Genomic DNA, 25363 nt, shown 5'->3' with positions numbered 1-25363 from the left:
CCTGTCGCCCGCAAGGACGGGCCAACGAGCGTGAGGGATAGCTATGTTCAAGGAATTCAGAGACTTCGCCATCAAGGGCAACATGATCGATCTCGCGATTGGCGTGATTATCGGCGCGGCCTTCGGCGCCATCGTGTCCTCCATTGTCGATGATCTGTTTATGCCGCTGATCGGGTTGATCCTGGGCGGCATCGATTTCTCGAACCTGTTCGTAGTGCTGAAAAATCCTGATAACGTGCCGGTCGTCTCGCTCGCCGCCGCCAAGGCAGCCGGCGTTGCCACGCTCAATGTCGGCCTGTTCCTCAACGCGGTCGTCAAGTTCACCATCATCGCCTTCGTGCTGTTCATGGTGGTCAAGGCCATCAATTCGCTCAAGCGCAAGGCCGCCGAGGAACCCACCGAATCGTCGCCGGCGCCAAGCCGCGAAGAAGTGCTGCTGACTGAAATCCGTGACGCTTTGCGGACACGCCCGATCGCCTGAAAGCAAGCATCATCGATGTTTTGCGCCTTAACGGAATAGGAATAAAATCCGTTGACTTGCCCTCTGTGGGTATATAAACCCACAGACATAGGTAGTTGCTCCTACGCAGTGTCCGTCTCGGACGGCACGAACACTTAATGCAAACTACCTTGGCGATTCACCGGAGCTGAACTGTTCATTGCGACAGAAGCGCTGTCGTAGTTTATCGGAGCTTTGCCCAATGCTGGGACGGGAGATGGATCGCGCAAGCGAAGCATGTCACTGGGCAGAGGACAGCATGAGCGACGAGATTTTTTATCATTCCTTCCTGAACCGCGACCGTCTGATCCATATTGTTGATACCGATCCCGCTACCTGCGAGGCCCTGAGCGTTTTATTCAGGCTCGAAGGCTTTCAAACTGTATTTTCGGTGGAGGCTGGCCATTTCATCGCCAGCCTGTCCCGCCGCCGGCCCGATGTCGTCGTGGTCAATCTGCAATTGGGCGAAGATAGTGGGCTGGCGCTGCTGCGCCGGGTCAAGGCCATGCGCACCGGAACGCCGGTGTTCATGCTCTCCGAGGCGCCGCAGATCGACGCAGCGGTCACGGCGATGAAGCTTGGCGCTGCCGATGTCATCACCAAGCCGATCGATACCGAGCATCTGCTCACCGTGGTGCGCGACGCGCTGCGGCGGGACGTGCATCTGGGCGCCATGCATGGCGGCGGCCGCGCCGTCGAGGTGCGCGGCTTCTCTCAACTCACCCCGCGTGAACGCGAAGTGCTGCAACTGATCACCAATGGCCAATCCAACAAGGAAGCCGGCCGCGAACTGGGTATTTCCCCGCGCACCATCGAGGTTCACCGTGCCCGCGTCATGGAAAAACTCGGCGCCCGCAACACCGCCGACCTGATGCGGATCGTGCTGACGTCGTAGCGTGAAACAATCGCTCCGGTGGAGCGATTTTAGCGAAGAAGGCACGAGACCTGTGGTCGAGTGCCTAGTTGAAGCGATCATCGGTCCAGCGCTTGCCGGAGTCCGGGGCACATGCTCCACTACAATCCGGGCGCTGGATGGGATGAGCCATGATCAAAGCCGTATTGTTCGACCTCGACGAAACCCTGCTGGTCCGCAAGGCCGCCATCCGGGCTTTCATCGAGGACCAGTATAAGCGCCATGTGGCGATTCTCGATTCTGTCGGGGCCGACCGCTACGTGACCCGCTTCCTTGCCGTCGAAGACGAGGGACGAAACCCCAAAGTGCTGGCCTATCCCCAAGTGGCCGCCGAGTTGGGCCTAACCCCTGCGGTCGCCGCTGATCTGCTGGCCGATTATCAGGCGATCTATCCCAGCTACGCCGTCCTCAGCGCCGGCGCCAGGGAAACGCTCGTCGCTCTACGCGCCAAGGGGCTCAAAATCGGCATCATCACCAATGGCAATGCTCTGGTGCAGAACAGCAAGATCGACGCCACCGGCCTGCGCCCGCTGCTCGATATCGTTCTGGTGTCCGAAGCCGAAGGCCTGCGCAAACCCGATCCCGCCATCTTCGAACTGGCGCTCCAGCGCCTCGGGATCACCGCAGCTGAAGCCATCTTCGTCGGCGATAACCCCGCAGCCGATGTCGACGGTGCCCGCAATGCCGGCCTGCTCGCCGTCTGGTATCACAGCACCACCGACTGGCCCGCCGACCTGGCGCCGCCAGCGCACACGATCACCAGTTTGTCCGAAGTCGTCGCTCTCTGTGGCGAGGTCGCCTAGCCACCCATCGTCGGCAGTGTCAAATCCCCCGACGTCAGCTTGCTCGCCGTCAGTGCCGCGTCGGCCTGTTCGCGCGGCAGCTCAAGGCTCGCCCAGACGCTGACCAGCGCATGGCGCAGTTCGAACACCATCTCATCGGTGTGCAGCGGCGTCGGCGTGATGCGCAGGCGCTCGGTGCCTTTGGGCACAGTGGGGTAGTTGATGGGCTGGATATAGATGTTGTGCTTGTCCAGCAGCATGTCGCTGGCGGCCTTGCATTGGCGCGCGTCGCCCACGATCAGCGGCACGATATGAGTTTCGGTGTGCATCACCGGCAGGCCGGCATCGGCCAGGATGGCCTTTGTGAGCCGCGCCTGGCGCTGGTGCTGCGCCCGCTCGACGCCCGAGGCCTTGAGATGCTCGATCGAGGCGCGCGCCGAAGCGCACAACGCGGGGGGCAGGGCGGTGGTGAAGATGAATTCGGGCGCATAGGAGCGCACCGCATCCACGATTGCCTTGTTGGCGGCGATATAACCGCCCATCACGCCAAAGCCCTTGGCGAGCGTGCCCTCGATGATGTCGATCCGCTCCATTAGCCCGTCGCGCTCGGCAATGCCGCCGCCGCGCGGACCGTAAAGGCCAACGGCGTGGACTTCGTCGATATAAGTCAGCGCGCCGAACTCTTCCGCCAGATCGCAGATTTCCTTGATCGGGGCGATATCGCCATCCATCGAATAGACCGATTCAAAGCAGATCAGCTTGGGCCGCTTGCGGTCGGCCGCTGCCAGCAATTCGCGCAGATGCGCCACGTCGTTGTGGCGGAAAATCGTCTTTTGCATGCCCGATTGGCGCACGCCCTGGATCATCGAGGCGTGGTTGAGCTGGTCCGAATAGATGATGCAATCGGGCAGCAGCCGCGCGATCGTGGCGATGGCGGCTTCGTTGGACACGAAGCCCGAGGTGAACACCAGGGCAGCTTCCTTGCGGTGCAGGTCGGCGAGCGAACGCTCCAGCTCGACCAGCGGGCGATTGGTGCCCGAAATATTGCGCGTGCCGCCAGCGCCGACGCCGAGGCGGCCCGCAGTCTCCTGCATGGCCGTGATCACCTTTTCGTGCTGCCCCATGCCCAGATAGTCGTTGGAGCACCAGATGGTGATTTCGCGGGCATTATCCGACTCGTCGCGATAAACCGCTCGGGGGAAGCGCCCGGCAATGCGCTCCAGGTCGGCAAACACGCGATAGCGCTTTTCCTGCCGCAGCGTGTCCACTGCATCTTCGAAAATGCCGCGATAATCCATCAGCTTAGTCCTCAACACTCGGCCGCGGCCCGATCGGATAAACCGTCTGGGTCTTGCAACACCGGCGAGCCTAATTTTGTCGGCCCGGCATTGACATAGGTCAATTCGCCGCGCGTCGCATACGCCGCAGTTTGGAGACGTTATAAAGTGCCGCGCGCATGCTGCCAAGAACTGGCGAAGCCCCGCACGCGGATTAGTGACGAACGGGCGCCATTCACTTTGCGTTTCGCCGGGCAGACCTAGAACGCGATTGACTGCGCAATATGTGGACGGTTGCCGTTTCTCATTGGGTGCCGCTATAACTTCAACAGCAACAAGGCTGATGGGGGAAGCAATTGGAGCGTCTAGGGGGGATGAATACGGCAGTTGAACAAGACGAGGCGCTGCTTCGGGCCGCCAGCGCGGTGCGAAAGAACCCCCAGGCGCTGTTCACCAATTTCCAATGGTTTCTCGTCAACTCCAAGAACACTGTCTATTTTACCGCCTTCTCCAGGACTGCGATCGACAAGGCCATCCTGCTGAACTTCGTCGCCGAAATGGTGTCGCTGGCGCCCCAGCTCACCCATGGCTTCGTCGGCGCCCTGCCGGGCCAGCCCTTTCCCCAGCATATGCTCGACGCCATCACCACGGTGAGCGAGGTCGATGACTTCGAGGGTTATCCCGACAAATGGCTCGGCAAAGGGCTCGATATCTTCGAACATGGCGACCTGCCGCTGTTCCGGGTCTATGCCATCACCCGTCGCGGCGGCCCCGATGAAAATGGCCATGCCTCGATGGTGCTGGTGCGCTCCAGCCATGCGCTGCTCGAAGGCAATGACTCGTCCCTGCTCAGCCGGTCGCAGTCGATTGCTCGTGGCGTCACCGTGCCCAAGGCCAAACTGCCCTTTAGGCGCCGCTTCGGCCTTGCCATCGGCTCGGTCATCGGCGCGCTGGTCCAGCTCTACCTGTCCAATTCCAAACCGCTGACGCCCAAGGAGCTCGGCTTCCGCTCGCTGGCCATCGAACGCAGCCGCCTGCGCGACCTGGCCAACCGCATCGGCGTGCGGCAGCGTTCGCTGATGTTCGGCCTCATCACCCAAGCGCTCAACGTCGCCGAAAAGGGCCCCGAAGCGGCGGTCATCACCGCGGCCTATACCATGCTGGATCACTCGACCCGCACCGAGGCCGACGACGACATGTTCCGCGTCCGCGCGCTCGACGCCAAGTTCAAGGTGCAGCCCAATTTCCTCGACTACGTGCGCTCCATCGACCAGACGCTGACCGAGATCGAGCAGAAGGACACCACCACCTTCCAGTTCATCCTAATGGGCATGTTTGCCCTGCACCGCAAGATTTCCAGGCTCCTGCCCTTCCTCTACGGCGACAAGTTCTTCCACTATAACGGCGCCATGGACGTGGTGCTGACGCTGGTGCCCCCGCATCGCATGTATGGCAACATGACGCGCAACCTGATGGAGCCGGTCTATGTCGGCTCCTTCCATCCCAGCGCCAACCTCTGCACCTTCGTGCCCGGCCGAAAATACGTCACCTTCAATTTCGCCGTGGAGACGCGCTATCTCAATCGCGTCAACGACATCATGACCCTGCTGGAAACCACCGAGAGGCTGGATATCCCAACGCCCTCCAAGGCCATGGCCAACGAACTCTGAAAGCCGGCCTTGCACGTAGCTCTGGCGACAGGCGCCCTTGCGGCTATCTCGCCCTCAAGCTAAATCCGCTGCAGTCCACTGGCGAGAACATCATGTCCGACTATGCAGCCTATCCCAGCCTCAAGGGTATTCCCGTCGTTATCTCCGGCGGTGCCTCGGGCATCGGTGAAAGCCTTGTGCGCAACTTCGCCGCGCAGGGCGCCAGGGTGGGCTTTGTCGATATCGCCGCCGAGGCCGGCAACAGGCTCGCGGACGAGCTGACCGCGGCGGGCCAGACCGCAAAATTCACCCAATGCGACGTCACCGACCTTGCCGTCTATCAGGCCGCTATCGCCGGCTTCGCCGCCGCCCATGGCGATGCGTTGGTGCTGGTCAACAATGCCGCCCACGACCAGCGTCACGAATGGGACGAGGTCACGCCGGACTATTGGGACGACCGCATGGCGGTTAATCTCAAGCACCATTTCTTCGCCATCCAGGCGGTGGCTCCAGCCATGATCAAGGCCGGGCGCGGCTCGATTATCAATACCGGCTCGATCAGCTGGATGGTGATGACGCCGCGCATTCCGATCTACGAAACCGCCAAGGCCGCCACCCATGGCCTCACCCGTTCCATGGCGCGCGCTTTGGGCAAGTCCGGCATCCGCGTCAATACACTGGTGCCTGGCTGGGTGATGACCGAGCGGCAATTGACGCATTGGCTCGATGCCGAGGGCGAGGCCGCGCTCGACCGCGACCAGGCCCTGGCCGGCCGCGTCTATCCCGACGATATCGCGCGCATGGCCCTGTTCCTGGCGTCACAGGATAGCGCCATGATTTCAGCGCAGCAGTTCGTCGTCGATGGCGGCTGGGCCAACGCCTGACGGTATGCGCCATCAGGGGCTTTCCCTGATCATCATGCTGCCGTATTGACCAAGCACGAGACCAATCACTTGCCAGGGGACATTGTCATGAAGACCAATATCATCGTTGCGGCTCTTGCCGCGCTGGCGCTCAGCGCCTGCAGCACCACCAATCCCTATACCGGGCAGTCGCAGCTCTCCAATACGGCAGGCGGCGCATTGATCGGCACTGGCGGCGGCGCTGTCGCAGGCGCGCTGATCGGCGCGGCCGTGGGCGGCGATGCGCGCGTTGGCGCCCTGATCGGCGCCGGCGTCGGCGGCCTCACCGGCGTGGCGATCGGCAGTTACATGGACCAGCAGGAAGCCGAACTGCGCGCCCAGTTGCAGGGCACCGGCGTCTCGGTGACGCGCGTGGGTCAGCAGATCATCCTCAACATGCCCTCGAACATCACTTTCGCCACCGATCAGTCGAACGTGCAGCCGCAGTTCAACCAGACGCTGGTCTCGGTGGCTCTGGTGCTCAAGAAGTTCGACAAGACGCTGATCGACGTTTCGGGCCATACCGACTCGCAGGGCGACGACGCCTACAATCAGCAGCTCTCGTACAAGCGCGCTATTTCCGTGGCGACCATTCTGGCCAATCAGGGCATCGTGCAGCAGCGCTTCTCGATTACCGGCCACGGCGAGCAGAACCCGATCGCCTCCAACAGCACCGAATCCGGCCGCGCCCAGAACCGTCGCGTCGAAATCCAGCTATCGCCCATCCAGGGCTGATCGAGCCTTCACCGAAATGCGAAAAGCGCGGCCATCGAGCCGCGCTTTTTGTTTATGGTGCCACTGGCGCGACGGGTTCCACAACCGGCGCCGAAGTCGGCGTGCCCGGCTGCACTTCACTACCGGGCGCGCCGTTGAACACTTGTAGCGCCAATACGATAGCGATGACGATGGCCAAGGCCACCAGGCCATAAAGCCACCAATTGGTCGGGCTGGTCGCCGCGACGACAGCATCGTGTTCGCCGGCTACCTTCAATTCGGACCCATCGGGCACGTCGACCGTGCTGCCATTTTCATCCACCAGCACGTCGACATTGGCGACGGTGGGCTGGCGCGGGAACTTCGAGACCGTGGCCATCAGAAATCTCCCCGCACGACTGTATCGGCGCCACGCCGTCCTGCACGCCCTGGCGCACTTCGGCGATGGCAGCATCGATCTCATCGGCGTCGACTGCCATCGACTTGCCCTCGTGATGGGCGCCGGTCACATCGGACTTGAGCTGGTTCAGCAGCTCGATCTTTTCCTTGGCCGTAAACAGGGTGTGGTGGGCGATTTCCATGGGGGTGATGTTGTCATCGCCCCCCATGCGCTCTTCGAGACTGTCGAATGCCATTTCCGCCTCCATAACATACAAAGGGAGCGGACCGCTCCCGTTACCCTGTCAATGCGAGGCGAAGGCCTTGGGTTCCCTAGACGACCAGGATCGGCGTCCCAACCGGCACGCGCTGGTAAAGGTCGATGACGTCCTGGTTGATCAGGCGAACGCAGCCACTGGAGACCGCTTCGCCAATGGTTGCGGGGTCCGAAGTGCCGTGCAGGCGGTAGATAGTGTCGCGACCATCCTGGTAGATATACATGGCGCGAGCGCCCAGCGGATTGCCGAGCCCGCCCGGCATGCCATTGGCCCATGGCGCAGCATTGGGGTCGCGCAGCACCATTTCGCGCGGCGGTGTCCAGGTCGGCCACATCGCCTTGCGGGCGATTTCCGCGCGTCCGGACCAGGCAAAACCCTCGCGGCCGATGCCGACGCCATAACGCAGCGCCTGGCCGCCCTCCTGCACCAGATAGAGGTAGCGTTCCGCGGTACTGACCACGATGGTCCCCGGACGCTCCCCGGTGGGGTCCGGAACGTATTGCCGGAAATGGGTTGGCTTGAGATAGCGCAGGTCGACCGCCGGAACGGGGAACTTCTCATTCGGCAGCGCCGCATACATCTGCACATAAGCCGGATCGAAAGTCGGCTCCGGCGGCAGGCGCTCGTCGGTGGTGGCACAGCCGGCCAGGGCGAGGGCGCTGAGGGCAGCGCTCCCAGCCAGGAAACCACGACGGGAGACGGTGGGGAAGGGTAGGGCGGAAGTTGTCATGAAGGGCACTGACCGGACGATCGACAAGGAGGGGGCTAGGCAGGCCACACGGCCCGCCCAAGCGATATGCTGTCATAACGCAATCGTCCTTAATGGGACGCCAATGCGTCGATCACTTTCGGTTCATCCGCTTTTTCGGAACTCGATTCCAGCCCTCGCGTTGTCCCTGCACACCAACCAGAGGAGATTTTCCATGGCTTACGATGACAACCGCAACGCCAGCCCCAATATCAAGGAAACTCATGACCTGATCGCCTCGGACAAGGTCGAAGGCACCAAGGTCTACGATCCCAATGGTGAGCATATCGGCTCGATCGAGCGCATTCTGGTCGAAAAGCGCAGCGGCAAGGTATCCTATGCCGTGCTGAGTTTCGGCGGCTTCCTCGGCATGGGCCACGATCACTACCCGCTGCCTTGGTCGAAGCTCAACTATGACGAGGAACTGGGCGGCTATCGCGTCGATGTCTCCAAGCAGCAGCTCGAAGGCGCGCCCAAATATGATCGCGAAGACGATGACTACTGGACGGAAGAAAACGGTCGCCGCGTCTACGACTACTATGGTGTAGCGCCCTATTGGATCTAGCCACCCCGCACGATGATCTGAGCGTTTGGCCCGTTCTATCCACAAGGATAGGGCGGGCCTTTTTGCACTACAGAAACACTCGCGCCTTACCTGTTTTGTACATTTCTTACATTTATTGCCGAGCAAACGGATCGAATACGCTCCCACCGGCTTGAGTCTATCATGATTGCGCGTTTTTCGGACGCGGCCCTAGGGTCAGTGAGCCAGTTTAGGTGGTGACTTTGCCTTACAGTGGACCCTTACCGGCTATCCTCGTTGTCGAGGATGAGTTCCTGATCCTGTCGGCAACCGCTGACGATCTGCGCAACGTCGGCTTCACCGTGCTCGAAGCCGGCAATGCCGACGACGCCCTAGCGCTGCTCGAAGCCCACGCCGAAATCCGTATCCTGTTTACCGATGTGGATATGCCGGGCTCGATGGACGGCCTCAAGCTGTCCGCGGCGGTACGCGACCGCTGGCCGCCAACCCTGATCATCGTTACCTCCGGCAAGGCCCTGATCGGCCGCGCCAATCTGCCCGTCGGCGGCCGCTTCTTTCCCAAACCCTACAACACCGGCAAAGTCGCCTCCGCCATGCAGGAAATGCTCGCCTGACGGTAACCGATATCAGTCGATGATCGTGCCACTGCCATCCAGATATTCGATATAGTTGGTGCAGGCAAAGACGCTCACCGCCTCATGATCGGCCTTCACCAGCCGGCGCGCCGCGTCCTTGGACAGCGTGATGGTCTGGGTCCCGCTACCGGTACTCCAGCCGAATTGGTCAGATCGATCGCCGCATCGGCCAGCACGTCATCGGGGGCGATCTGGAAATACACATGGCCCTGTAGCAGCGTCACGGGCTTTTCCGCATCAAGCCGATAGTTCAAATCGACCTGCACTTTGCCGCTGTTCGAAATTGCCCAGGTATCGAACTTCAAGACGTGCTCCGAACCCTGCCCACTGCAGTCACGGGCTTCCGCCACGCCCATCGAGGCCAACATCGCTACCAGACCCAGAATCACGACACGCATTGCGACCTCCATTTTGCCTTCCATGCGCCACGGCAACTGAACGCAAGCTGAGGACGAACGTCACGACGGCTGGAGGCAGCATAGGGCGAGCCACTATGCTCCGAGCGTTTGCGCGACGGTGATGAGCCGGTTCACCACGATGGTGCTGATCCGTTCGCCCTTTGCCGCAGAGGCGAAGGACGGGTTGCCGACGACGCCGCTGCCGCCGGAGATTTCGCGCATGCTGCGATACATGCTGCCCTGCGCGCCGCGCAGCATGTCGCCCTCGGCCCACGGATAGGTATGGACGTAGCTGAGTTCCTGCGGGATCGGGTGCTGCACCAGATGCGGCGCGATGTGCTGGATTAGCGAAGTCTCGAACTCGCAGGCATGGCCGATGCCGAACGGGCCGGATTCATTCACCGCAACGAGATCGGCATGCGCCAGCGTCCACCACGTGACCAGCCCGATGGTGACGCCGGGATTGTCCGCGCCGAACTGCTCGACGATGACCTGGCCGATGGCCTGGTTGCCACCATGGCTGTTGATGATGACGATGCGCCTGAAGCCGGCATCGACCACCGATTGCAGCAGCTCGGTGACGTAAGCAAGAAATGTAGCATGCTTGACGCTGAGCGTGCCGGGAAAGTCCAGATGGTGGCGCGAGCAGCACACCTTGACCTGCGGCAGCACCAGCACTGTATCGGTCAGCGCGTCATCCAGGCGATCGATAAAGTGGGCGCCGATCAGCGCATCGGTGGCGACGGGCAGATGCGGGCCATGCTGCTCGATGGCGGCGATGTTGAGGAACACCGGGATATTGCGGTCGATCGCGTCGATCTGGCGCGTCGTCAGATATTCCCATTTCATGGCTTGGCCGCCCACATTTCGATTTCCACGAGAAAGTCGCCCAATAGGCCCGTCTGCACGGTGGTGCGCACCGGCAGCGGCTTGGGCATGATGTCCAGATAGACGGCATTGAATTGCGGCCAGTGATCGAGGTCGGTGACGTAGCAATTGACCTTGAACACATCGGCAAGGGTGCAGCCGGCGGCTGCCAGTTGCGCCGCGCAATTGAGCAAGGTCGCTCGGGCCTGGCTGGCGAAATCGGCCGCCAGCGTGGCGCCGTCCGGGCCGACCGCGGCTTGGCCCGAAATCACGACCAGCCGGCTGGCCGCGACCTCGAGAACAGGGGAATAGGGGCCGGCGGTGACGTGCTGGCTGCTGGCTGGCACGCGGATAGCCGGCTGGGTGGGACGATCCGCCGTGCCCATCGGATTGGGCAGATAGCCGAGGAAACCTGCAATCTTCCAGATGTCGCCGAGCTTGCGGCAAAGATAGACGGTCTGCCAGTTCAGGCGATCCACGCCGCCATCGGCACGGGCGATGCTGCCATCGAATTTCTTGTGCGCCACGGCGAAGTCGGCCTGGATATCGATGTCGCGCAGGATGGTGGCGCGATACGTCGCCATGCGGTGGTCTTCCGCATACTCGACGCCGATCGACTGGCGCGCGAAGTCGATCCAGTTGCGCGCATAGGCCTCGAGCGAAGGATAGAGCGGCCGCCAGCTATCGGGATTGGACGACCGCAGCCCATCGATACCGAAAAACCCATCGGCCACGAAATCGCGGGCATGGGCGTCCCAATCGGCGCTCAGATAGGCCTCGATATCGCGCCGCACCAGCATCTCCCAAATGGCGGTCGGCATCGGCGGGCGGAAACGGATTCACGTCGTATTGCATGGCTGCCTCCTAGAGCGTGAAGACGCGTTCGCCGGTCTTGAAGCGATCGATCGCTTCGCGCGACGGGGTGACACCCAGCCCCGGCCCCTGTGGCAGCCTCACGAACGGCGGCTCGAACACCAGCGGCGTTTCCAGCAGGTCATGCGAGCGGATCATCCGGCCAAAGATATCGGACGGCCAGGTGCAGGAGCGGGCCGCCGCCGCCTGGTGCACATACATGGCCTCCAAAATCCCCAGATCGACCTCCGAGCCGTGCAAGCATGGCAGGTTCGCCGTATGGGCGATGGCATCGAGATCGCGGAACTTGGCGAGCCCACAGTTGAAATTGAAGCCGTCGACCGCGCCATGGGCGATGGCGTTGATGGCGTCGTAGGGCCGCTGGCCCTGATAGACATAGGGCAGGGACAGGTGCAGCACGACCGGGGTGGCGGTGAAATTGCGCAGCCTAGCATAATCCTGCAGCATCCAGCGCGGGATCGGGTCTTCGATCAGCATCAGGTTGCCGATGGCATCGAGCGCGCGCAGGCGACGGCGGGCCTCGCCGGCATTTTCCCAGCGCTGGTTCGGGTCGATGATCACCCACATGCCGGGCGCATTGGCCTTGATTTCCTCGCACCAGCCGACGACGTCGTCATCGAGCCCGGCCTTGAGCTTGATGCAGTCATAGCCCTGCGCCTGGAATTGTCTGGCGACATCGCCCATTTCGCCCGGCACGCGATAGCTCGACCACGATCCGACCTTGACGGCATCGCGCACCGCGCCCCCGAGCAACTTGTGCAGCGGAATATCGAGGCTCTTGGCCTCGGCATCCCAGATGGCGCATTCAAAACCGTCATATTCGCGCGACAGCGGGATCGGCAGATCCTGCAGGCTCAACTCATCCAGCGTGCGCCCCAGCAGGTTTGGCACCACGCCTTCGATGGTGGTCCAGTTATGGTCGCGGTAAAATTCGCCCCACCCAATGGTGCCGTCGGACAGCTTGAGCTGCAAGATCAGCTTGGGCAATTCATCGAACTGGATCGACCAGCCCGCCTTGCCGCCTACCGGCAGCATGTGCAGCGGCTTGTCGTGGCCGAGGCTGTTGATGGCGCCCGGATTGGCGGGCACCACGACTTCCTCGAAACGGAACTCGACGATGGTCTTGGGCGATGGGCGCATCTGACGAACCTCGGACTGGCACTTCGTGAAAGGACCGGCGCGAAAACTTTACAATCGCAAAATTACGGCATTCCAGATTTGGCGTAGTTAAACTACACTCCGGCGACCAACACGGAGATGATCATGGCTGACCGCGTCGTAATCACAGGCGCCGCCGGCGATATCGGCCGGGCGCTGACCGAACTGTTCCTGGCGCGCGGCCAAGCCGTGATCGGCTGGGACTTCGATGCGCGGCGACTGGCGGAGAACGACGCGCGGTTCACCGAGCGATATCGCTCGATACCGGTTGATGTCACCGACCCGGCCTCGGTCGATCGCGCTTTTGCGCAGACTGTGGCGGGCGGCGAGAGCGTGCAGGTGCTGATCAACTGCGTTGGCGCCGTTACCCAGCCGCGACTGGCCGAAACCGGCGAAGCCGATTGGGGCCGCGATATCGAGGTCAACCTGTCGGGCGCTTTCCGCTGCCTTCAGGCGGTGCGTCCGGCCATGATCGCTGCTGGCGGCGGCACCATCATCAACATCACCTCGGTCAACGGCGTCGCCATGTATGGCTATCCCGGCTATAGCGCCGCCAAGGCCGGATTGATCCAGCTCACCAAATTCGCCGCCACCGAACTTGGCCCCTTCGGCATTCGCGTCAACGCCATCATGCCGGGTACCGTGCGCACCAAGGCCTGGGACGAGCGGCTTGCCGCCGACCCGGCAATCCTCGATAATGTGAAGAAATACTATTCGCTGCGCGACGTTTGTGCCCCGGCAGATATCGCGGAACTGGCCTGGTTCCTGGCCTGTGGCCCGTCGCGGATGATCAACGGCGCCATCATTCCCATCGATGGCGGCCTGACCGCAGGCATTGGCCTCGTGGCAGGCGAGTTTTGCGGGGTGGAGTTCTAATCATCGCCAAACGCACCAAGACCCCCGAGCCGGTTTCGCCCGCCATACCCGCCCGCGAGCGCCGGCCGGACCTGCTCGACCGGCTGCAATTGGCCACCCAGACCCTGCACAGCGCGGAACTGCAGGTGGCGCAGGCCATCCTCGGCGATCCCGAATGGGTCAGTCGCTCTTCGATCAAGGTGCTGGCCGAGAAGGCCGGTGTCAGCGAGCCCACCGTGATCCGGCTGGCGCGCAAGCTGGGCTGTTCGGGCTATTCCGAATTCAAGCTGCAACTGGCCGAGGACCTGATCGTGACGCGCATGTTCCTGTCCCCCGAAGCGGTGGTGCAGAATTCGCAGCCTTCTTCAATTGCGGAACACATGTTCGAGGCGGCCACCCGCACCATGAGCGAAGCCATGGCCATGCTCGATGGCAACGCCCTCGAACGCGCCGCGCGTGCCGTGGCCAAGGCGCGCCGCGTGCTCTGCTATGGGGTGGGCGGCGCTTCCGCCATCCTCGCCCAGGAGGCGGAGAACCGCCTGTTCCGGCTCGGCCTCGCCGCGCAGGCCAGCGCCGATTATTACAAGCAGCGCATGGCCGTCTCCATCATGCAGGCCGACGATGTGCTCTTGTGTTTTTCCGCCACCGGTAAGCCCGAGGCGCTGATCGAAAGCGCCCAGATCGCCAAGGGTCGCGGCGCGCTCGTCATCGCGGTAACGCCTTCGGGCAGCGGTCTTTCCAACGTTGCCGATATCACCCTGGCCGTGAATATCTTCAACGACGAGATGTATTTCAACCTGCCCAGCCCCACCCGCTACGCCCAGCTCTATCTGCTTGATTGCATGGCTGCGGCGGTCGCGGTGGAACTGGGGCCGCAGTCGTTCCAGAACCTGAAATCCATCCGCCAGACGCTCAGCAGCATGCACGGCACCATGAAGTACCAGCCCATCGGGGACTGAACCCTCAGGGGGGGGGTGATTGCAAAACTACGCATATCCGCTTTTTATGCGTTGCAAAACTACGGATGCGTGGTTAGGCTTTCCCCATCGGCGCGGTCTGGCGCCTCAGGGGGACTTGCATGCGTAAGACGGTTTTTGCCTTCGGTCTGGGAACGGCGCTGAGCGCGCTGTCTTTTGGTGCGCTGGCTCAGGATCAGGTCAAGCTGGTCTATTGGTCGCTGTGGAACGAGCCCGAGCCGGGCGCCAACGTGGTCAAGTCGCTGATCGCCGATTACCAGGCTGCTCATCCCGGCGTCACCATCGAGGCGGTGTGGAATGGCCGCCAGAACCAGACCACAGTGCGAAATGCGCTGGCCAGCGGCACCCCCATCGACATCATGGATGCCGACATGGACGGCCTTAAGGGTGGTCTGGCCGGTGCCGGCGAGCTGCTGCCCTGGACCGACGACTTGGCCGGCGCTTCACCCGACGGCACGGGCACCTTTGCCGACCTGTTCTATCCCACCCTGATCGACATGAGCGCCAATGACAGCGTCTCCTACCAGATCCCCTACATGCTCTACGCCTACAATATCCTCTACAACGCCAAGCTGTTCCGCGATGCGGGTGTGACGAGCGCGCCGGAAGACTGGGACGATTTCGTCGCGGCGCTGGAAAAGGTCAAGGCCACCGGCGTCAATGCTATCGCCATCGAAAGCGATATCGCTTTCTACAACGTCAAATGGTTCAACTACCTGCTCGAACGCATCGCCGGTCCCGACTTCCTGCTTAAGGCCGTCGAGGACAAGACCGGGGAGACCTGGCGCGATCCCGCCGTCCGCAAGGCGCTCGACATGGAACTCGACCTGTGGACCCGCGGCCTGGTGCCTGAGGAAAGCCGCGGCTACCAATGGCCCGCCGCCCAGCAGACGGTTGCCTTTGGCGAAACCGCGGCTGAACTGGTCGGCTCCTGGCTGCCCGTCGAGCTTGCCGATACGGTCGACGAGGGCTTTGAGTGGGGCGCCATGCGCTTCCCGGCCGTCAAGGGCGGGCTGGGCGACATCAATCATGTCGAGGTCAATGCCTTCAGCTTCGGCGTGCTCAAGGGCACCAAGCACGAGGCCGAAGCCCGCGACTTCATCAAGTTCGTGGTCTCTGCACCATCCCAGCAGCGCTTTGCCGACGAGGCCAAGATCGGCGTCGCCAACAAGAGCGTCGCCTGGGCTCCCGAAGTGGCCACTGCCCGCCAGTCGCTCGACGAGGCCAGCTTGATCCTGCCGGAAAACCACGGCATCAAGGCGCTCTACCCGGACTATTCCACCAATGTCTACGAGGCGCTGCACAACCAGGCATTTCTCGGCCTGATCACGCCCGAGGACTACATCGAGCAGATGGTGTCCCGCACCAAGGAATTCTGGGCCAACCGCTAAAGCCAACGGCGCGTCGCTGCGGCGGCGCGCCCCTTATCCATCATCGAGCCTGCGGGGACCGTCGTGATACGCAAACGGCTGATTGTGCTGTTTCTCGCCCCGGCGAGCCTGATCTACGGCGGGCTGTTCCTGCTGCCGACCCTGTCGACCTTTTACTTCTCGCTGTTCAACTGGTCTGGCTTCGGCCAGGACATGACCTATGTCGGCCTCAACAATTATGTGCGGCTGTTCAACGATACGGTGTTCTGGCTCAGCCTGCGCAATACGTTGGCTATCCTGTTCGTCGGCGGCTTCTTCGTCTTCGGGCTGGCCTTCCTCTATACCGTGCTGATCACCTCGGGCATCTGGGGCAAGAAGTTCTTCCGCCTGGTATTTTTCCTGCCCAATGTGGTGTCGGTGGTCGCGCTGGCCGGCATGTGGGCCTATATCTATAATCCCCGCTCCGGCCTCATCAACACGACGCTGTCGACCATCGGGCTCGACAGCATGGCCAAGACGCTGTGGACTTCGCCCAACAATATCTTCTGGGCCATGCTGGCGGCCCTGGTCTGGGTGTTCACCGGCTTCTTCCTGATCCTGCTGATGGCCGGCGTCGATAAAATCCCCACCGATACCTATGAGGCGGCCGATCTTGAAGGCGCGTCGCTGTGGCAGAAGTTCTGGTTCATCACCGTGCCCATGCTGTGGGACGTGATGACGATTTCCTTTGTCATCTGGATGATCAACGCCATCAAGATGTTCGAATTTCCCTATGCCTTCGGCTTCCTGCAGGTGCCCCAGCAGCTCTACACCCTGGGCATCTATCTCTACATCATGGGCTTCGGGCAGCGCGACCCGATCTACCAGCTCGGCTACGCCACCGCGATCGGCGTGGTCATGCTGGTGCTGACCTTCGTGCTCATCGTCGTCATGCGCCGCCTGCTGCGCCGCGAACAGCTGGAGTTCTAGGCATGACCGACACCGCCACTGTCGCGGCCCGCCGCCAACCCCGATTGCCCGGCTGGGTGCGTCGCCTGCCCGCCTATATCCTGGTCTGGGCCTGGACGGCCTTCACGCTGGCCGCCATTTTGTACGTCGTGATGAGCGCGCTCAAGACCAAGCGCGAGGTGCTGCGCTCGGGCTGGAACCTGCCGCAGGAATGGGTCTGGAGCAATTTCGCCACCGCCTGGACCGTGGGCCGGCTGGGCGAATATTTCATCAATTCGCTGCTGGTTGTCGGCGTCTCGGTCTTCGCCATCCTCCTGGTCTCGACCCCCGCCGCCTACGTGCTGGCCCGCGCCCGCTTTCGGGGTCGCGAGACGCTGACCAACCTCTTCGTCATCGGCATGGGTATTCCCATCCCCATGCTGTTCATCCCCATTTTCGGCATCCTGTCCTATCTGCGCCTCAGCGATAGCCTGACCGGGTTGAGCCTCGTCTTCATCGCCATCTCCATCCCGGTGACGATCTATCTGCTGACCGGCTTCTTCGCCTCGCTGCCCTCCGAGTTGGAGGCGGCGGCGGTGCTCGAAGGCTGCAATGACTTCCAGGTGTTCTGGCATGTCATGCTGCCGCTCGCCATGCCGGGCGTGCTGACGGCGCTGATCCTCAACCTGATCTGGCTGTGGAACGAATATCAGCTCTCGCTCGTGATCCTGAACAGTCCGCAAAACCGGACGCTGCCGCTCGGGCTCTATTCGCTGCAAAATGCCATGCAATATACGGGCGACTGGCCGGGCATGTTTGCCGGGGTCACCATCGTCATCATCCCGACCATAATCGCCTATGCGCTCCTCTCCGAAAAGATGATCGCCGGCATGACCATGGGTGCCGTCAAATGAGTGAAGCAAGCAAAGCCTTCGAGGCGCGTGGCGTCAGCAAGCTCTATGGCGAAACCGCCGTGCTCAAGGATATCGATCTCAGCATCGAGCGCGGCGAATTCGTCGTGCTGCTTGGGCCATCGGGCTGCGGAAAATCGACCCTGATGCGTTGCATTGCCGGGCTCGAAAAGACCAATGCCGGCCAAATGCTGATCGATGGGCGCGACGTCACCACCGTGGCGCCGGCCGAGCGCGACGTGGCCATGGTGTTCCAATCCTATGCGCTGTTTCCCCATATGAACGTCGCCGACAATATCGGCTTCGGCATGCGTATCGCCCATACGCCCAAGGCCGAAATGAGCGCCCGGGTGCTGGCGGCCGCCAAGCTGCTCAAGATCGAGCACCTGCTCGACCGCAAGCCGCGGGCCCTGTCCGGTGGCCAGCGTCAGCGCGTCGCCATCGGCCGCGCCATCGTGCGCAATCCCAAGATTTTCCTGTTCGACGAGCCGCTGAGCAATCTCGATGCGGCGTTGCGGCTGGAGACGCGCGTGGAGCTGACCAAGCTGCACCATCGCATCGGCAATACCATGATTTACGTCACCCATGACCAGGTCGAGGCCATGACCATGGCCGACAAGATCGTGGTCATGCGCGAGGGTCGCATCGAGCAGATCGGTAGCCCGCTCGAGCTCTACAACAATCCCAAAAACCTGTTCGTCGCCACCTTCCTCGGCCAGCCGCCGACCAATGTGGTGGAAACCACTGTGGTCCAAAGCTCCGCAGCCGGGCTGACCGTGGCGGTGGGCGAAGACCACCTGACGCTGCCCGCAACCGGAACCGTGCTGGCACCGGGCCAAACCGTTCGCATCGGCCTGCGGCCCGAAAGCTTTTCCATCGGGCAGGGCCGTGGCGCGCTGACCGTGCTGGTCGACCTGGTCGAACAGCTCGGCAACGAAACGCTGGTGCATTGCCAGCTGGCTAATGGCCAGACGCTGACGCTCAAGCTGCCCGGCCAGATCAATCCGCCCGCCGGCTCCAGCCTGGCGCTTGACGTGGCGCGCGACCAGACCATGATCTTTGATCGCGACGGCAACAATCTGCGCTACGACGGACGGGGCGAACAAAGCCAGCGGGGGATCTGAATGAGCGACCAATCCATCATCGCCGCATTGACGCGGCTGAATCTGGTCCAGCCCGGCGAAAGCATCACGCTGACGCCGCTGACCGGCGGGGTATCCTCAGATATCCAATTGGTGGAAACGTCCGCGCGTCGCTTCTGCGTCAAGCGCGCCCTGCCGCAGCTCAAGGTCGCCGCCGTCTGGGAGGCGCCGGTCGAACGCAATGCCGCCGAAGCCGAATGGCTGCGCCTCGTCTATGGCTGGCTGCCAAACCTGGTGCCGGCCTTGCTTGGCGAAGACCGGGAGGCCGGCCTGTTCGCCATGGATTACCTGGCACCACAAGATCACCCGGTGTGGAAACAGCATCTGCTGGCCGGGCAGGTGGACACCGGTTTTGCCGCCCTTGTGGGCACGGCTTTGGGCGTCATTCATCGCCGTTCAAGCACCGAGCCGGGGCTGCCCGCGCGCTTCGCCAATGACGCGCTGTTCGACGCCTTGCGCCTCGATCCCTACCTGCGCGCAACCGCCCGCGTGCATGCCGATCTTGCCCCGGCGCTGGTCGAGCTGGCGCAAACCACGGCTCGCACCAAGCTCGTGCTGATGCATGGCGATGTCAGCCCCAAGAACATCCTGATCGCGGCCCACGGTCCGGTCTTGCTGGATGCCGAATGCGCCTGTTTCGGCGATCCGGCGTTCGATCTGGCGTTCCTGCTCAACCACATGCTGCTCAAGGCCACGCTCAAGCGCGACAACCCGACGCCTTATCTTGCCGCATTCGATGCCATCGCCGCCGCCTATCTGGCCGAAGTCGACTGGGAAGATCGCGTCGACCTGGAACGGCGCAGCGCTCGCCTGCTGGCCGGCCTGCTGCTGGCGCGCATCGATGGCAAATCCCCGGTCGAATATCTGGTCGAGGACATCGACAAGACCTGGGTGCGCCAGTCCGCCCGCCATTTCCTCCTCAATCCGCCCGATCGGCTGGACCCCATTCGCACGCACTGGATGACCCGCAATGACTGACAGCTCCATCCGCGCCGTCCGCGCCCGCCGTATCTGGGATTCGCGCGGGCGGCCCACCATCGAGGCCGAAATCGAACTTGCCGATGGCAGCGTCGGCCGTGGCCTCGCGCCCGCCGGGGCCTCGCGCGGCTCGCGTGAAGCCCTCGACCTGCGCGATGGCGGCACGCTTCTCGGCGGCTTCGGCGTCGCCCAGGCGCTGGCGGGCATCGCGCGCGAAATCGCCCCGGCTCTGCTGGGCCGCGATGCTCGCGACCAGGCCGGCCTCGATGCCTTCCTGATCGAACTGGATGGTACCGTCCTGAAATCACGCCTCGGCGGCAACGCCCTGGTTGCCGTATCGCTTGCCGCCTTGCACGCCGCCGCGGCCAGTGCCCGCCAGCCCCTGTGGCAATATCTTGCTGCGGGCAATCCGGTGACGCTGCCCATGCCCGAAATCCAGATTTTCGGCGGCGGCGCTCATGCCGGACGACGCATCGATATCCAGGACCTCATGGTCATGCCGATCGGCGCCACCTCGGTCAATGAGGCCCTTGAAATGACCGCCGAGGTCTACCTCGCCGCCGGCAAGATCATGACGGCGCGCGGCCTGCTGCAGGGCGTGGCGGACGAGGGAGGCTATTGGCCCGCCTTCGACAGCAATGAGCAGGCGCTCGACACCCTGGTCGAGGCCATCGAAAGCGCCGGCTACGATCCCCGGACCCAGGTCGCCATTTCGCTCGATATCGCCGCATCCGAATTCGGCGCCGATGGTCGCTATCGTCTAGGCCTCGACAAGCGCGAACTCGACAGCGACGGGCTCTGCGCCCTGATGCTGGACTGGTGCGCCCGCTATCCCATCGTGTCGATCGAGGACCCGTTGGCCGAAGACGATGGTGCGGGCCTGCAAAAGTTCACCGCGGCTATCGGCGATCGGGTGCAGGTCATCGGCGACGATTACCTCGTCACCAACGCCTCCAAAGTCGAGCAGGCCGCCGCCGACGGGGCGGTCAATGCCGTCCTGCTCAAGGTCAACCAGGCCGGGACGGTCAGCGAAACCCGCGCGGCGCTCGAAGCAGCGCAACGCCATGGCTTCGGCACCATCGTGTCGGCCCGCTCTGGCGAAACCGAGGACGTCGCTATCGCCCACCTGGCCGTTGGCTGGAACGCCAAACAGCTCAAGGTCGGCTCGTTTGCCCGCTCCGAGCGCATGGCCAAGTGGAATGAACTCGTCCGCATCGAAGAAGCTTTGGGCCCGCAGGCCCGGTTTGCCGGCACAGCCGGCCTGCCAAAAGGAAAACGGTCATGACCACGTCCCTCAACGACCGCGCCGCGATCATCACCGGCGGCGCGCAGGGCATCGGCTATGCCACTGCGGAACGGCTGCTGGCGCTGGGGGCGACGGTGACGCTGTGGGACGTCAACCCGGCAGCTCTGGAGGAGGCTCAAGCCAGCCTCGCCGGCCAGGGCAAGGTAACCATCGCGGCTCTCGACATCACCGACCCCGCCGCCGTGGAAGCCGCAGCCGTCGCCGCCGAGGCCGCCGGCCACAGCTTCGACATTCTCGTGCACAGCGCCGGCATTTCCGGCCCCGCCATGCCCATGGTCGATTATCCGGTGGATGAGTGGGCCAAGGTGCTCAACGTCAATCTGTTCGGCGCTTTCCTCGTCAACCAGGCCGTGGTGCGCCGCATGATCGCCCGCAGCTATGGCCGCATCGTCAATATCGCCTCGATCGCCGGCAAGGAAGGCAATCCCAATGCCTCGGCCTATAGCGCCGCCAAAGCCGGCCTGATCGGGCTCACCAAGAGCCTCGGCAAGGAAACCGCCACGCTCGATATCGCCGTCAACGTCATCACCCCGGCAGCCGCCAAGACCAAGATTCTCGAACAGGTCAGCCAGCAGCATATCGACTATATGCTCGCCAAGATTCCGCGCGGCCGTTTTGTTCTGGTCGAGGAAATCACCGCCATGATTGCCTGGTTGGTATCGGCCGAAAACTCCTTCACCACCGGCGCCGTGTTTGACATTTCCGGCGGCCGCGCCACCTATTAGGGCACCGCGCAGGCCGCAGGAGCACCCTCGTCGCGCCACTGATCATGAAAGTTTGGCTTGCCGATCGCTCCGGCATCGGGCAACCAAGTCGCGTTCAAGGGCTCAAGCCGAAAGTGACTATCATGACCGTCGCCGCCATCTCGGTAGAACAGGTCAGCGCCGCCTATGGCGGCAAGTTGGCGCTGGACAATGTCAGCCTCACCGTTCCGCGCGGCACCAGCATCGCCCTGCTCGGTCCCAACGGGGCAGGCAAGACCACGCTGATCAACATTCTCTGCACGCTGCGCCGGCCCGATGGCGGCAAAGCCAGCGTCGCCGGCGTCGATGTGGTCGCCCAACCCACGCGGGCCCGGCAGTCCATCGGCGTGGTCTTCCAGGATTCCAGCCTTGATGACCGGCTCAGCGCCTGGGAGAACCTCGACTTTCACGGCCTCGTCTATGGCATGGCGCCCAAACATCGGCGCGCCCGCAGCGCTGCCGTGCTGGAACTGGTCGAACTCGAGGACTGGCGCGACCAGATCGTCCGCAGTTTCTCGGGTGGCATGCGCCGCCGTCTGGAAATCGCCCGCGCACTGCTGCATGAGCCCGATATCCTGTTTCTCGACGAGCCCACCGTTGGCCTCGATGCGCAAACCCGCCAGCGCATCTGGCAATATCTCGACCAGTTGCGCCGCGAGCGCGAACTGACCGTGCTCACCACCACGCACTACATCGAAGAGGTCGAGGGCGCCGACATGGTCTGCATCATCGATCACGGCAAGATTATCGTTCAGGGTTCGCCCGACGAGCTCAAGGATCAGTACGGCATGCGCTGGCTGCATGTTTTGCCCAAGGACGCGGAGGCGGGCAAAGCGATCCTCGCACGCTATCCCCAAGCCAAGCCGCTTGGCAGTCATGCGCTTGCCCTGCCGGCCAATGACGACGCCATGGCCGATGCCTTCCTCGCCGAATTTCGCGATAGCCTCGCCGAAGTTCGCTTCCAGGCGCCAACGCTGGAAAGCGTCTTCCTGTCGCTCACCGGACGCCAGCTCAGGGATCAGGCCGATGGCCAGCGCGACGCCGAGCGCGCGGCCGGCAAGCGGGGAGGGCGGCGATGACCAGTCCAATCGTACTGCTGCGCGGCGTCTACGGGGTATGGCTGCGCGAAATCATGCGCGCCACCCGCGATCGCGGCCAGATGATCGGCGGTGTCAGCCGGCCCTTGATCTGGCTGCTCATCCTGGGTGTAGGTCTCAATCCCTACTTCCGCGGTGAGGTCTTTGGGGAGGTGCGTTACGTCATTCCCTACACCTACCTGCAGTTCCTGTTTCCCGCCGTCATCGTGCTCAACATCATGTACACCTCGATCCAGTTCGCGGTGTCGGTGATCTGGGATCGCGAGTTCGGCTTCCTGCGTGAGGTGCTGGTTTCGCCCATGCCGCGCTCGCTGATTCTGCTCGGCAAGGTGCTGGGCGGCAGCACGGTGGCGATGCTTCATGGCGCGCTTGTCTTGATCCTGGCCCGCTTCGCCGATGTTACCCTGAGCATCGAACAGATGGCTATGGCGCTGGGGCTGATGTTCGTGCTGGCCTTCGGCTTGACCAGCTTCGGCGTCATCCTCGCAGGTCGCGTGCGCAGTTTTGAAGGCTTCGGTGTCTTCTCCAACACCATCATCCTGCCGCTTTATTTCACCTCGTCCTCGGTCTTCCCGCTCGACCCGGCGCTCACCCGCACCCAGACCGCCACGGCCTATCCCGAGTGGCTGGTGTTCATGGTGCAGGTCAATCCCATCACCTATGCGGTCGATGCGCTACGCGGCATCCTGATCGGGTTCAACCAGTTCCCGCCGCTCTACGGGCCAGCCGTCATCTTTGGCATGGCCATCGTCTTCTTCGCGCTGGCGCTGATCGATTTCAGCCGCTCATGACCTGGGCCGGGCCTCATCGCTGGCTGCAGGCCGGCCTCAACATCGCCATCGTGGCGGCGCTGTTGTTTGCCGTGAGTTACCTGCCGCCCGATACGTCCCTGCAGGACCGCCGGCGCGACGGCGTGCTCAAGGTCTGCGTCCCGCCCCTCTATCCGCCCCTCATCACCGCAGACCCATCCCGGCCCGGCTTTGACGCCGAATTGGCCGACGCCATTGCCAAAAACCTCGGGCTCAAGCTGGCGCTGAACGTGCTGCCCTCGATCGGCAAGGACTTCAATCCGCGCAACTGGTCCCTGACGCGCGCCCAATGCGACATCATCGCCGGCGGAGTGGCCGATACCGTCCAGACCCGCAGCTTCCTGCAGACCCTGCCGACCCCGGCCGAAACCGGTTGGGTTGGCATATCGGCAACCGGCGCCATGCCCACCTCGGGCGGCACCGTCGCCATCCTGCCCGGCACCGCCGGTCTGGACCGTCTGGCGCTATCGACCTGGCTGCGCAAGCAGGGCCTGCGAGCCCAATTGATGCGCAGCCCGGCTGAACTCGAGCAGGCGCTTAACTCCGGAACGGTCGCCGCCGGAATCACCGAGCGCTTCGTTGCAGCGAGCCTCCGTCTCGACACCAACGCCCTCACCATGTTCTGGTTAGACGAAAGTATATCACCGCGCTTCCGCATGGCCCTGGGCCTCTGGAAGGGTGATCAAACGCTCAAACGCGCAGTCGCCGACACTCTGGAACTGTTTGAGAAGTCTGGCGTTATGCTCCGTCTCAGTGCGCGTTATGGCCTCGACAAAGACATTGCGGAGCCCGTTTCCGACCCGCAGAAATGAGTTCGATGTGATCCCGATTGCGGCAGCAAAGTGGACGGATCGCGGCAAAATGCCCTGTACTTTCGCCTTCTCCAGGACTAAACCTAGCGCACGACGTTTTGCCTTAAACGATTGAAGGCAAACAGTTTTGCTGTCGTAAATCATAATTTATAGGGAGGTTTCTGTGCCTTTCAAACTCAAGCGGATCGCCGCTCCCCTCGGTATTGCGACCCTGGTCTGCGGTGCCCTGAGCGCTGGCTCCGCCATGGCGGGCAACTTCACCGCCGAACAGGCGGCGGCAGGGCAGACGGCGTTCAATTCGAACTGCTCCCAGTGCCATGGCCGCAATCTCGAAGGCATCGAGGCTCCTGCCTTGGTTGGTCCCGACGTGATGCAGAACTGGGATACGGCCGGCGGGCTGTATGACTTCATCTCGGTGGCCATGCCGCCATCCGCACCCGGTAAGCTGGGTGAGGAAACCTATGTCAACATCATCGCCTACATCCTGCAGTTCAACGGCGCGACGCCCGATGACAAGCCGCTGACCTCCGACCGTGACTACGCCATCTCGCTGCCGGGCGAGACGGCCGCTGGCGCAGCCAGTGTCGCCGCGGCCGCGCTCGACGCTGGTGGCGCTGCGGCTCCCGCCGCCGATGCCGCCGCTCCGGCCGCACCGGTTACTGCCGTGCCGCAGGCCTTCACCTGGGGCAAGCAATTGCCAGGCGGCCCCGCCCCGGCGGAACAGGCCGCCGCACCCGCCGCTGCTACATCCACGATCCCGCAAGCTTTTACCTGGGGCAAGCAACTCCCCACGGTTGGTAATTAAGAATGGTCAACTCAGA

The 25363-nt window shown here is 62.8% G+C and carries 29 protein-coding genes; 21 read left to right on the top strand and 8 right to left on the bottom strand.

Annotated features, from left to right (window positions below):
• The first annotated feature begins 43 nt into the window (after positions 1–43).
• From mscL to ABIB57_RS24710, 3 genes are all read left to right on the top strand, one after another.
• On the top strand, positions 44–481 hold the full coding sequence (gene mscL / locus ABIB57_RS24720) for a large conductance mechanosensitive channel protein MscL (RefSeq protein WP_354043980.1): 438 nt from the start codon (positions 44–46) through the stop codon (positions 479–481).
• A 277-nt stretch (positions 482–758) separates the two neighbouring features.
• Positions 759–1394 carry a response regulator transcription factor gene (locus ABIB57_RS24715; protein WP_354043979.1) on the top strand — a complete coding sequence of 212 codons (636 nt, stop codon included), beginning with the start codon at positions 759–761 and terminating at the stop codon, positions 1392–1394.
• 149 nt (positions 1395–1543) lie between these two features.
• Entirely contained in the window at positions 1544–2215 is a 672-nt protein-coding gene (locus tag ABIB57_RS24710; protein ID WP_354043978.1) for an HAD family hydrolase, read from the top strand.
• On the opposite strand, the gene hemA is transcribed toward ABIB57_RS24710, so the two are convergent.
• A complete protein-coding gene (hemA, locus tag ABIB57_RS24705) occupies positions 2212–3492 on the bottom strand; it encodes a 5-aminolevulinate synthase (RefSeq protein ID WP_354043977.1) in 1281 nt (426 codons plus the stop codon). The two genes, ABIB57_RS24710 and hemA, sit on opposite strands and share 4 nt — an antisense overlap.
• A gap of 353 nt (positions 3493–3845) precedes the next feature.
• Between hemA and ABIB57_RS24700 the strand changes: the two genes are divergently transcribed.
• From ABIB57_RS24700 to ABIB57_RS24690, 3 genes are all read left to right on the top strand, one after another.
• On the top strand, positions 3846–5141 hold the full coding sequence (locus ABIB57_RS24700) for a hypothetical protein (RefSeq protein WP_354043976.1): 1296 nt from the start codon (positions 3846–3848) through the stop codon (positions 5139–5141).
• A gap of 92 nt (positions 5142–5233) precedes the next feature.
• Positions 5234–6004, top strand: coding sequence for an SDR family NAD(P)-dependent oxidoreductase (locus ABIB57_RS24695; RefSeq protein ID WP_354043975.1), 771 nt, complete (start codon positions 5234–5236; stop codon positions 6002–6004).
• Between the two features lie 87 nt (positions 6005–6091).
• Entirely contained in the window at positions 6092–6757 is a 666-nt protein-coding gene (locus ABIB57_RS24690; protein WP_354043974.1) for a YiaD family glycine zipper/OmpA-like lipoprotein, read from the top strand.
• Between the two features lie 52 nt (positions 6758–6809).
• On the opposite strand, the gene ABIB57_RS24685 is transcribed toward ABIB57_RS24690, so the two are convergent.
• The 3 genes from ABIB57_RS24685 to ABIB57_RS24675 form a co-directional block, all read right to left on the bottom strand.
• Positions 6810–7115: a hypothetical protein gene (locus ABIB57_RS24685; RefSeq protein WP_299724151.1), complete on the bottom strand. Its 306-nt coding sequence runs from the start codon at positions 7113–7115 to the stop codon at positions 6810–6812.
• Positions 7051–7371 carry a hypothetical protein gene (locus ABIB57_RS24680; RefSeq protein ID WP_354043973.1) on the bottom strand — a complete coding sequence of 107 codons (321 nt, stop codon included), beginning with the start codon at positions 7369–7371 and terminating at the stop codon, positions 7051–7053. Before ABIB57_RS24680 ends, ABIB57_RS24685 begins: the two co-directional genes overlap by 65 nt.
• Before the next feature lie 76 nt (positions 7372–7447).
• Positions 7448–8122, bottom strand: a complete 675-nt coding sequence (locus tag ABIB57_RS24675; protein WP_354043971.1) for a L,D-transpeptidase — start codon at positions 8120–8122, stop codon at positions 7448–7450.
• A 193-nt stretch (positions 8123–8315) separates the two neighbouring features.
• Between ABIB57_RS24675 and ABIB57_RS24670 the strand changes: the two genes are divergently transcribed.
• Both ABIB57_RS24670 and ABIB57_RS24665 read left to right on the top strand, forming a co-directional pair.
• Entirely contained in the window at positions 8316–8705 is a 390-nt protein-coding gene (locus tag ABIB57_RS24670) for a PRC-barrel domain-containing protein (RefSeq protein ID WP_354043970.1), read from the top strand.
• A 221-nt stretch (positions 8706–8926) separates the two neighbouring features.
• Positions 8927–9298: a response regulator gene (locus tag ABIB57_RS24665; RefSeq protein ID WP_354043968.1), complete on the top strand. Its 372-nt coding sequence runs from the start codon at positions 8927–8929 to the stop codon at positions 9296–9298.
• Between the two features lie 95 nt (positions 9299–9393).
• Here ABIB57_RS24665 and ABIB57_RS24660 read toward each other — a convergent pair whose 3' ends face one another.
• From ABIB57_RS24660 to ABIB57_RS24645, 4 genes are all read right to left on the bottom strand, one after another.
• Positions 9394–9717, bottom strand: a complete 324-nt coding sequence (locus ABIB57_RS24660; protein WP_354043967.1) for a hypothetical protein — start codon at positions 9715–9717, stop codon at positions 9394–9396.
• Positions 9718–9810: 93 nt separating this feature from the next.
• Complete coding sequence (locus ABIB57_RS24655; protein ID WP_354043966.1) at positions 9811–10566, bottom strand: creatininase family protein; 756 nt, start codon at positions 10564–10566, stop codon at positions 9811–9813.
• The gene (locus tag ABIB57_RS24650) at positions 10563–11378 is read right to left on the bottom strand and encodes a RidA family protein (protein ID WP_354043964.1); all 816 of its coding nucleotides are present in this window, start codon (positions 11376–11378) and stop codon (positions 10563–10565) included. The genes ABIB57_RS24655 and ABIB57_RS24650 overlap by 4 nt, the downstream gene beginning before the upstream one ends.
• 70 nt (positions 11379–11448) lie before the next feature.
• Positions 11449–12597, bottom strand: coding sequence for a mandelate racemase/muconate lactonizing enzyme family protein (locus ABIB57_RS24645; protein WP_354043963.1), 1149 nt, complete (start codon positions 12595–12597; stop codon positions 11449–11451).
• Between the two features lie 123 nt (positions 12598–12720).
• Here ABIB57_RS24645 and ABIB57_RS24640 point away from each other — a divergent pair, with 123 nt between their 5' ends.
• From ABIB57_RS24640 to ABIB57_RS24580, 13 genes are all read left to right on the top strand, one after another.
• Positions 12721–13491, top strand: coding sequence for an SDR family oxidoreductase (locus ABIB57_RS24640; protein WP_354043962.1), 771 nt, complete (start codon positions 12721–12723; stop codon positions 13489–13491).
• On the top strand, positions 13473–14429 hold the full coding sequence (locus ABIB57_RS24635; protein WP_354043960.1) for a MurR/RpiR family transcriptional regulator: 957 nt from the start codon (positions 13473–13475) through the stop codon (positions 14427–14429). The genes ABIB57_RS24640 and ABIB57_RS24635 overlap by 19 nt, the downstream gene beginning before the upstream one ends.
• A gap of 119 nt (positions 14430–14548) precedes the next feature.
• Entirely contained in the window at positions 14549–15838 is a 1290-nt protein-coding gene (locus ABIB57_RS24630; RefSeq protein WP_354043959.1) for an ABC transporter substrate-binding protein, read from the top strand.
• A 63-nt stretch (positions 15839–15901) separates the two neighbouring features.
• Entirely contained in the window at positions 15902–16786 is an 885-nt protein-coding gene (locus ABIB57_RS24625) for a carbohydrate ABC transporter permease (protein ID WP_354043958.1), read from the top strand.
• Positions 16787–16788: 2 nt separating this feature from the next.
• Entirely contained in the window at positions 16789–17658 is an 870-nt protein-coding gene (locus ABIB57_RS24620) for a carbohydrate ABC transporter permease (protein WP_354043957.1), read from the top strand.
• Positions 17655–18779 (top strand): ABC transporter ATP-binding protein, encoded by a 1125-nt coding sequence (locus ABIB57_RS24615; RefSeq protein ID WP_354043956.1) that lies wholly within the window; start codon positions 17655–17657, stop codon positions 18777–18779. The genes ABIB57_RS24620 and ABIB57_RS24615 overlap by 4 nt, the downstream gene beginning before the upstream one ends.
• On the top strand, positions 18780–19775 hold the full coding sequence (locus ABIB57_RS24610; RefSeq protein WP_354043955.1) for a phosphotransferase: 996 nt from the start codon (positions 18780–18782) through the stop codon (positions 19773–19775).
• The gene (gene eno / locus ABIB57_RS24605) at positions 19768–21060 is read left to right on the top strand and encodes a phosphopyruvate hydratase (RefSeq protein ID WP_354043954.1); all 1293 of its coding nucleotides are present in this window, start codon (positions 19768–19770) and stop codon (positions 21058–21060) included. The genes ABIB57_RS24610 and eno overlap by 8 nt, the downstream gene beginning before the upstream one ends.
• Positions 21057–21806 (top strand): SDR family NAD(P)-dependent oxidoreductase, encoded by a 750-nt coding sequence (locus tag ABIB57_RS24600; protein WP_354043953.1) that lies wholly within the window; start codon positions 21057–21059, stop codon positions 21804–21806. The genes eno and ABIB57_RS24600 overlap by 4 nt, the downstream gene beginning before the upstream one ends.
• Positions 21807–21928: 122 nt before the next feature.
• Positions 21929–22903: an ABC transporter ATP-binding protein gene (locus ABIB57_RS24595; protein WP_354043952.1), complete on the top strand. Its 975-nt coding sequence runs from the start codon at positions 21929–21931 to the stop codon at positions 22901–22903.
• Positions 22900–23712 carry an ABC transporter permease gene (locus ABIB57_RS24590; RefSeq protein ID WP_354043951.1) on the top strand — a complete coding sequence of 271 codons (813 nt, stop codon included), beginning with the start codon at positions 22900–22902 and terminating at the stop codon, positions 23710–23712. Before ABIB57_RS24595 ends, ABIB57_RS24590 begins: the two co-directional genes overlap by 4 nt.
• Complete coding sequence (locus tag ABIB57_RS24585) at positions 23709–24542, top strand: substrate-binding periplasmic protein (RefSeq protein ID WP_354043949.1); 834 nt, start codon at positions 23709–23711, stop codon at positions 24540–24542. The genes ABIB57_RS24590 and ABIB57_RS24585 overlap by 4 nt, the downstream gene beginning before the upstream one ends.
• Positions 24543–24705: 163 nt before the next feature.
• Positions 24706–25347, top strand: coding sequence for a c-type cytochrome (locus tag ABIB57_RS24580; protein WP_354043948.1), 642 nt, complete (start codon positions 24706–24708; stop codon positions 25345–25347).
• Positions 25348–25363: the final 16 nt, after the last annotated feature.

It is taken from the genome of Devosia sp. UYZn731, from assembly GCF_040546795.1.
Lineage (GTDB): Bacteria > Pseudomonadota > Alphaproteobacteria > Rhizobiales > Devosiaceae > Devosia.
This window is presented reverse-complemented; position numbering and strand designations above follow the sequence as displayed.

Bases quoted from the DNA above. Each gene is read 5' to 3' on its own strand.
- eno (WP_354043954.1), top strand. From the start codon at position 19,768: ATGACTGACAGCTCCATCCGCGCCGTCCGCGCCCGCCGTATCTGGGAT.
- ABIB57_RS24585 (WP_354043949.1), top strand. From the start codon at position 23,709: ATGACCTGGGCCGGGCCTCATCGCTGGCTGCAGGCCGGCCTCAACATC.
- ABIB57_RS24630 (WP_354043959.1), top strand. From the start codon at position 14,549: ATGCGTAAGACGGTTTTTGCCTTCGGTCTGGGAACGGCGCTGAGCGCG.
- ABIB57_RS24690 (WP_354043974.1), top strand. From the start codon at position 6,092: ATGAAGACCAATATCATCGTTGCGGCTCTTGCCGCGCTGGCGCTCAGC.
- ABIB57_RS24620 (WP_354043957.1), top strand. From the start codon at position 16,789: ATGACCGACACCGCCACTGTCGCGGCCCGCCGCCAACCCCGATTGCCC.
- ABIB57_RS24695 (WP_354043975.1), top strand. From the start codon at position 5,234: ATGTCCGACTATGCAGCCTATCCCAGCCTCAAGGGTATTCCCGTCGTT.
- ABIB57_RS24715 (WP_354043979.1), top strand. From the start codon at position 759: ATGAGCGACGAGATTTTTTATCATTCCTTCCTGAACCGCGACCGTCTG.
- hemA (WP_354043977.1), bottom strand. From the start codon at position 3,492: ATGGATTATCGCGGCATTTTCGAAGATGCAGTGGACACGCTGCGGCAG.
- ABIB57_RS24685 (WP_299724151.1), bottom strand. From the start codon at position 7,115: ATGGCCACGGTCTCGAAGTTCCCGCGCCAGCCCACCGTCGCCAATGTC.
- ABIB57_RS24680 (WP_354043973.1), bottom strand. From the start codon at position 7,371: ATGGCATTCGACAGTCTCGAAGAGCGCATGGGGGGCGATGACAACATC.
- ABIB57_RS24675 (WP_354043971.1), bottom strand. From the start codon at position 8,122: ATGACAACTTCCGCCCTACCCTTCCCCACCGTCTCCCGTCGTGGTTTC.
- ABIB57_RS24670 (WP_354043970.1), top strand. From the start codon at position 8,316: ATGGCTTACGATGACAACCGCAACGCCAGCCCCAATATCAAGGAAACT.
- ABIB57_RS24655 (WP_354043966.1), bottom strand. From the start codon at position 10,566: ATGAAATGGGAATATCTGACGACGCGCCAGATCGACGCGATCGACCGC.
- ABIB57_RS24600 (WP_354043953.1), top strand. From the start codon at position 21,057: ATGACCACGTCCCTCAACGACCGCGCCGCGATCATCACCGGCGGCGCG.
- ABIB57_RS24595 (WP_354043952.1), top strand. From the start codon at position 21,929: ATGACCGTCGCCGCCATCTCGGTAGAACAGGTCAGCGCCGCCTATGGC.
- ABIB57_RS24660 (WP_354043967.1), bottom strand. From the start codon at position 9,717: ATGCGTGTCGTGATTCTGGGTCTGGTAGCGATGTTGGCCTCGATGGGC.
- ABIB57_RS24700 (WP_354043976.1), top strand. From the start codon at position 3,846: ATGAATACGGCAGTTGAACAAGACGAGGCGCTGCTTCGGGCCGCCAGC.
- ABIB57_RS24645 (WP_354043963.1), bottom strand. From the start codon at position 12,597: ATGCGCCCATCGCCCAAGACCATCGTCGAGTTCCGTTTCGAGGAAGTC.
- ABIB57_RS24640 (WP_354043962.1), top strand. From the start codon at position 12,721: ATGGCTGACCGCGTCGTAATCACAGGCGCCGCCGGCGATATCGGCCGG.
- ABIB57_RS24615 (WP_354043956.1), top strand. From the start codon at position 17,655: ATGAGTGAAGCAAGCAAAGCCTTCGAGGCGCGTGGCGTCAGCAAGCTC.
- ABIB57_RS24590 (WP_354043951.1), top strand. From the start codon at position 22,900: ATGACCAGTCCAATCGTACTGCTGCGCGGCGTCTACGGGGTATGGCTG.
- ABIB57_RS24710 (WP_354043978.1), top strand. From the start codon at position 1,544: ATGATCAAAGCCGTATTGTTCGACCTCGACGAAACCCTGCTGGTCCGC.
- ABIB57_RS24610 (WP_354043955.1), top strand. From the start codon at position 18,780: ATGAGCGACCAATCCATCATCGCCGCATTGACGCGGCTGAATCTGGTC.
- mscL (WP_354043980.1), top strand. From the start codon at position 44: ATGTTCAAGGAATTCAGAGACTTCGCCATCAAGGGCAACATGATCGAT.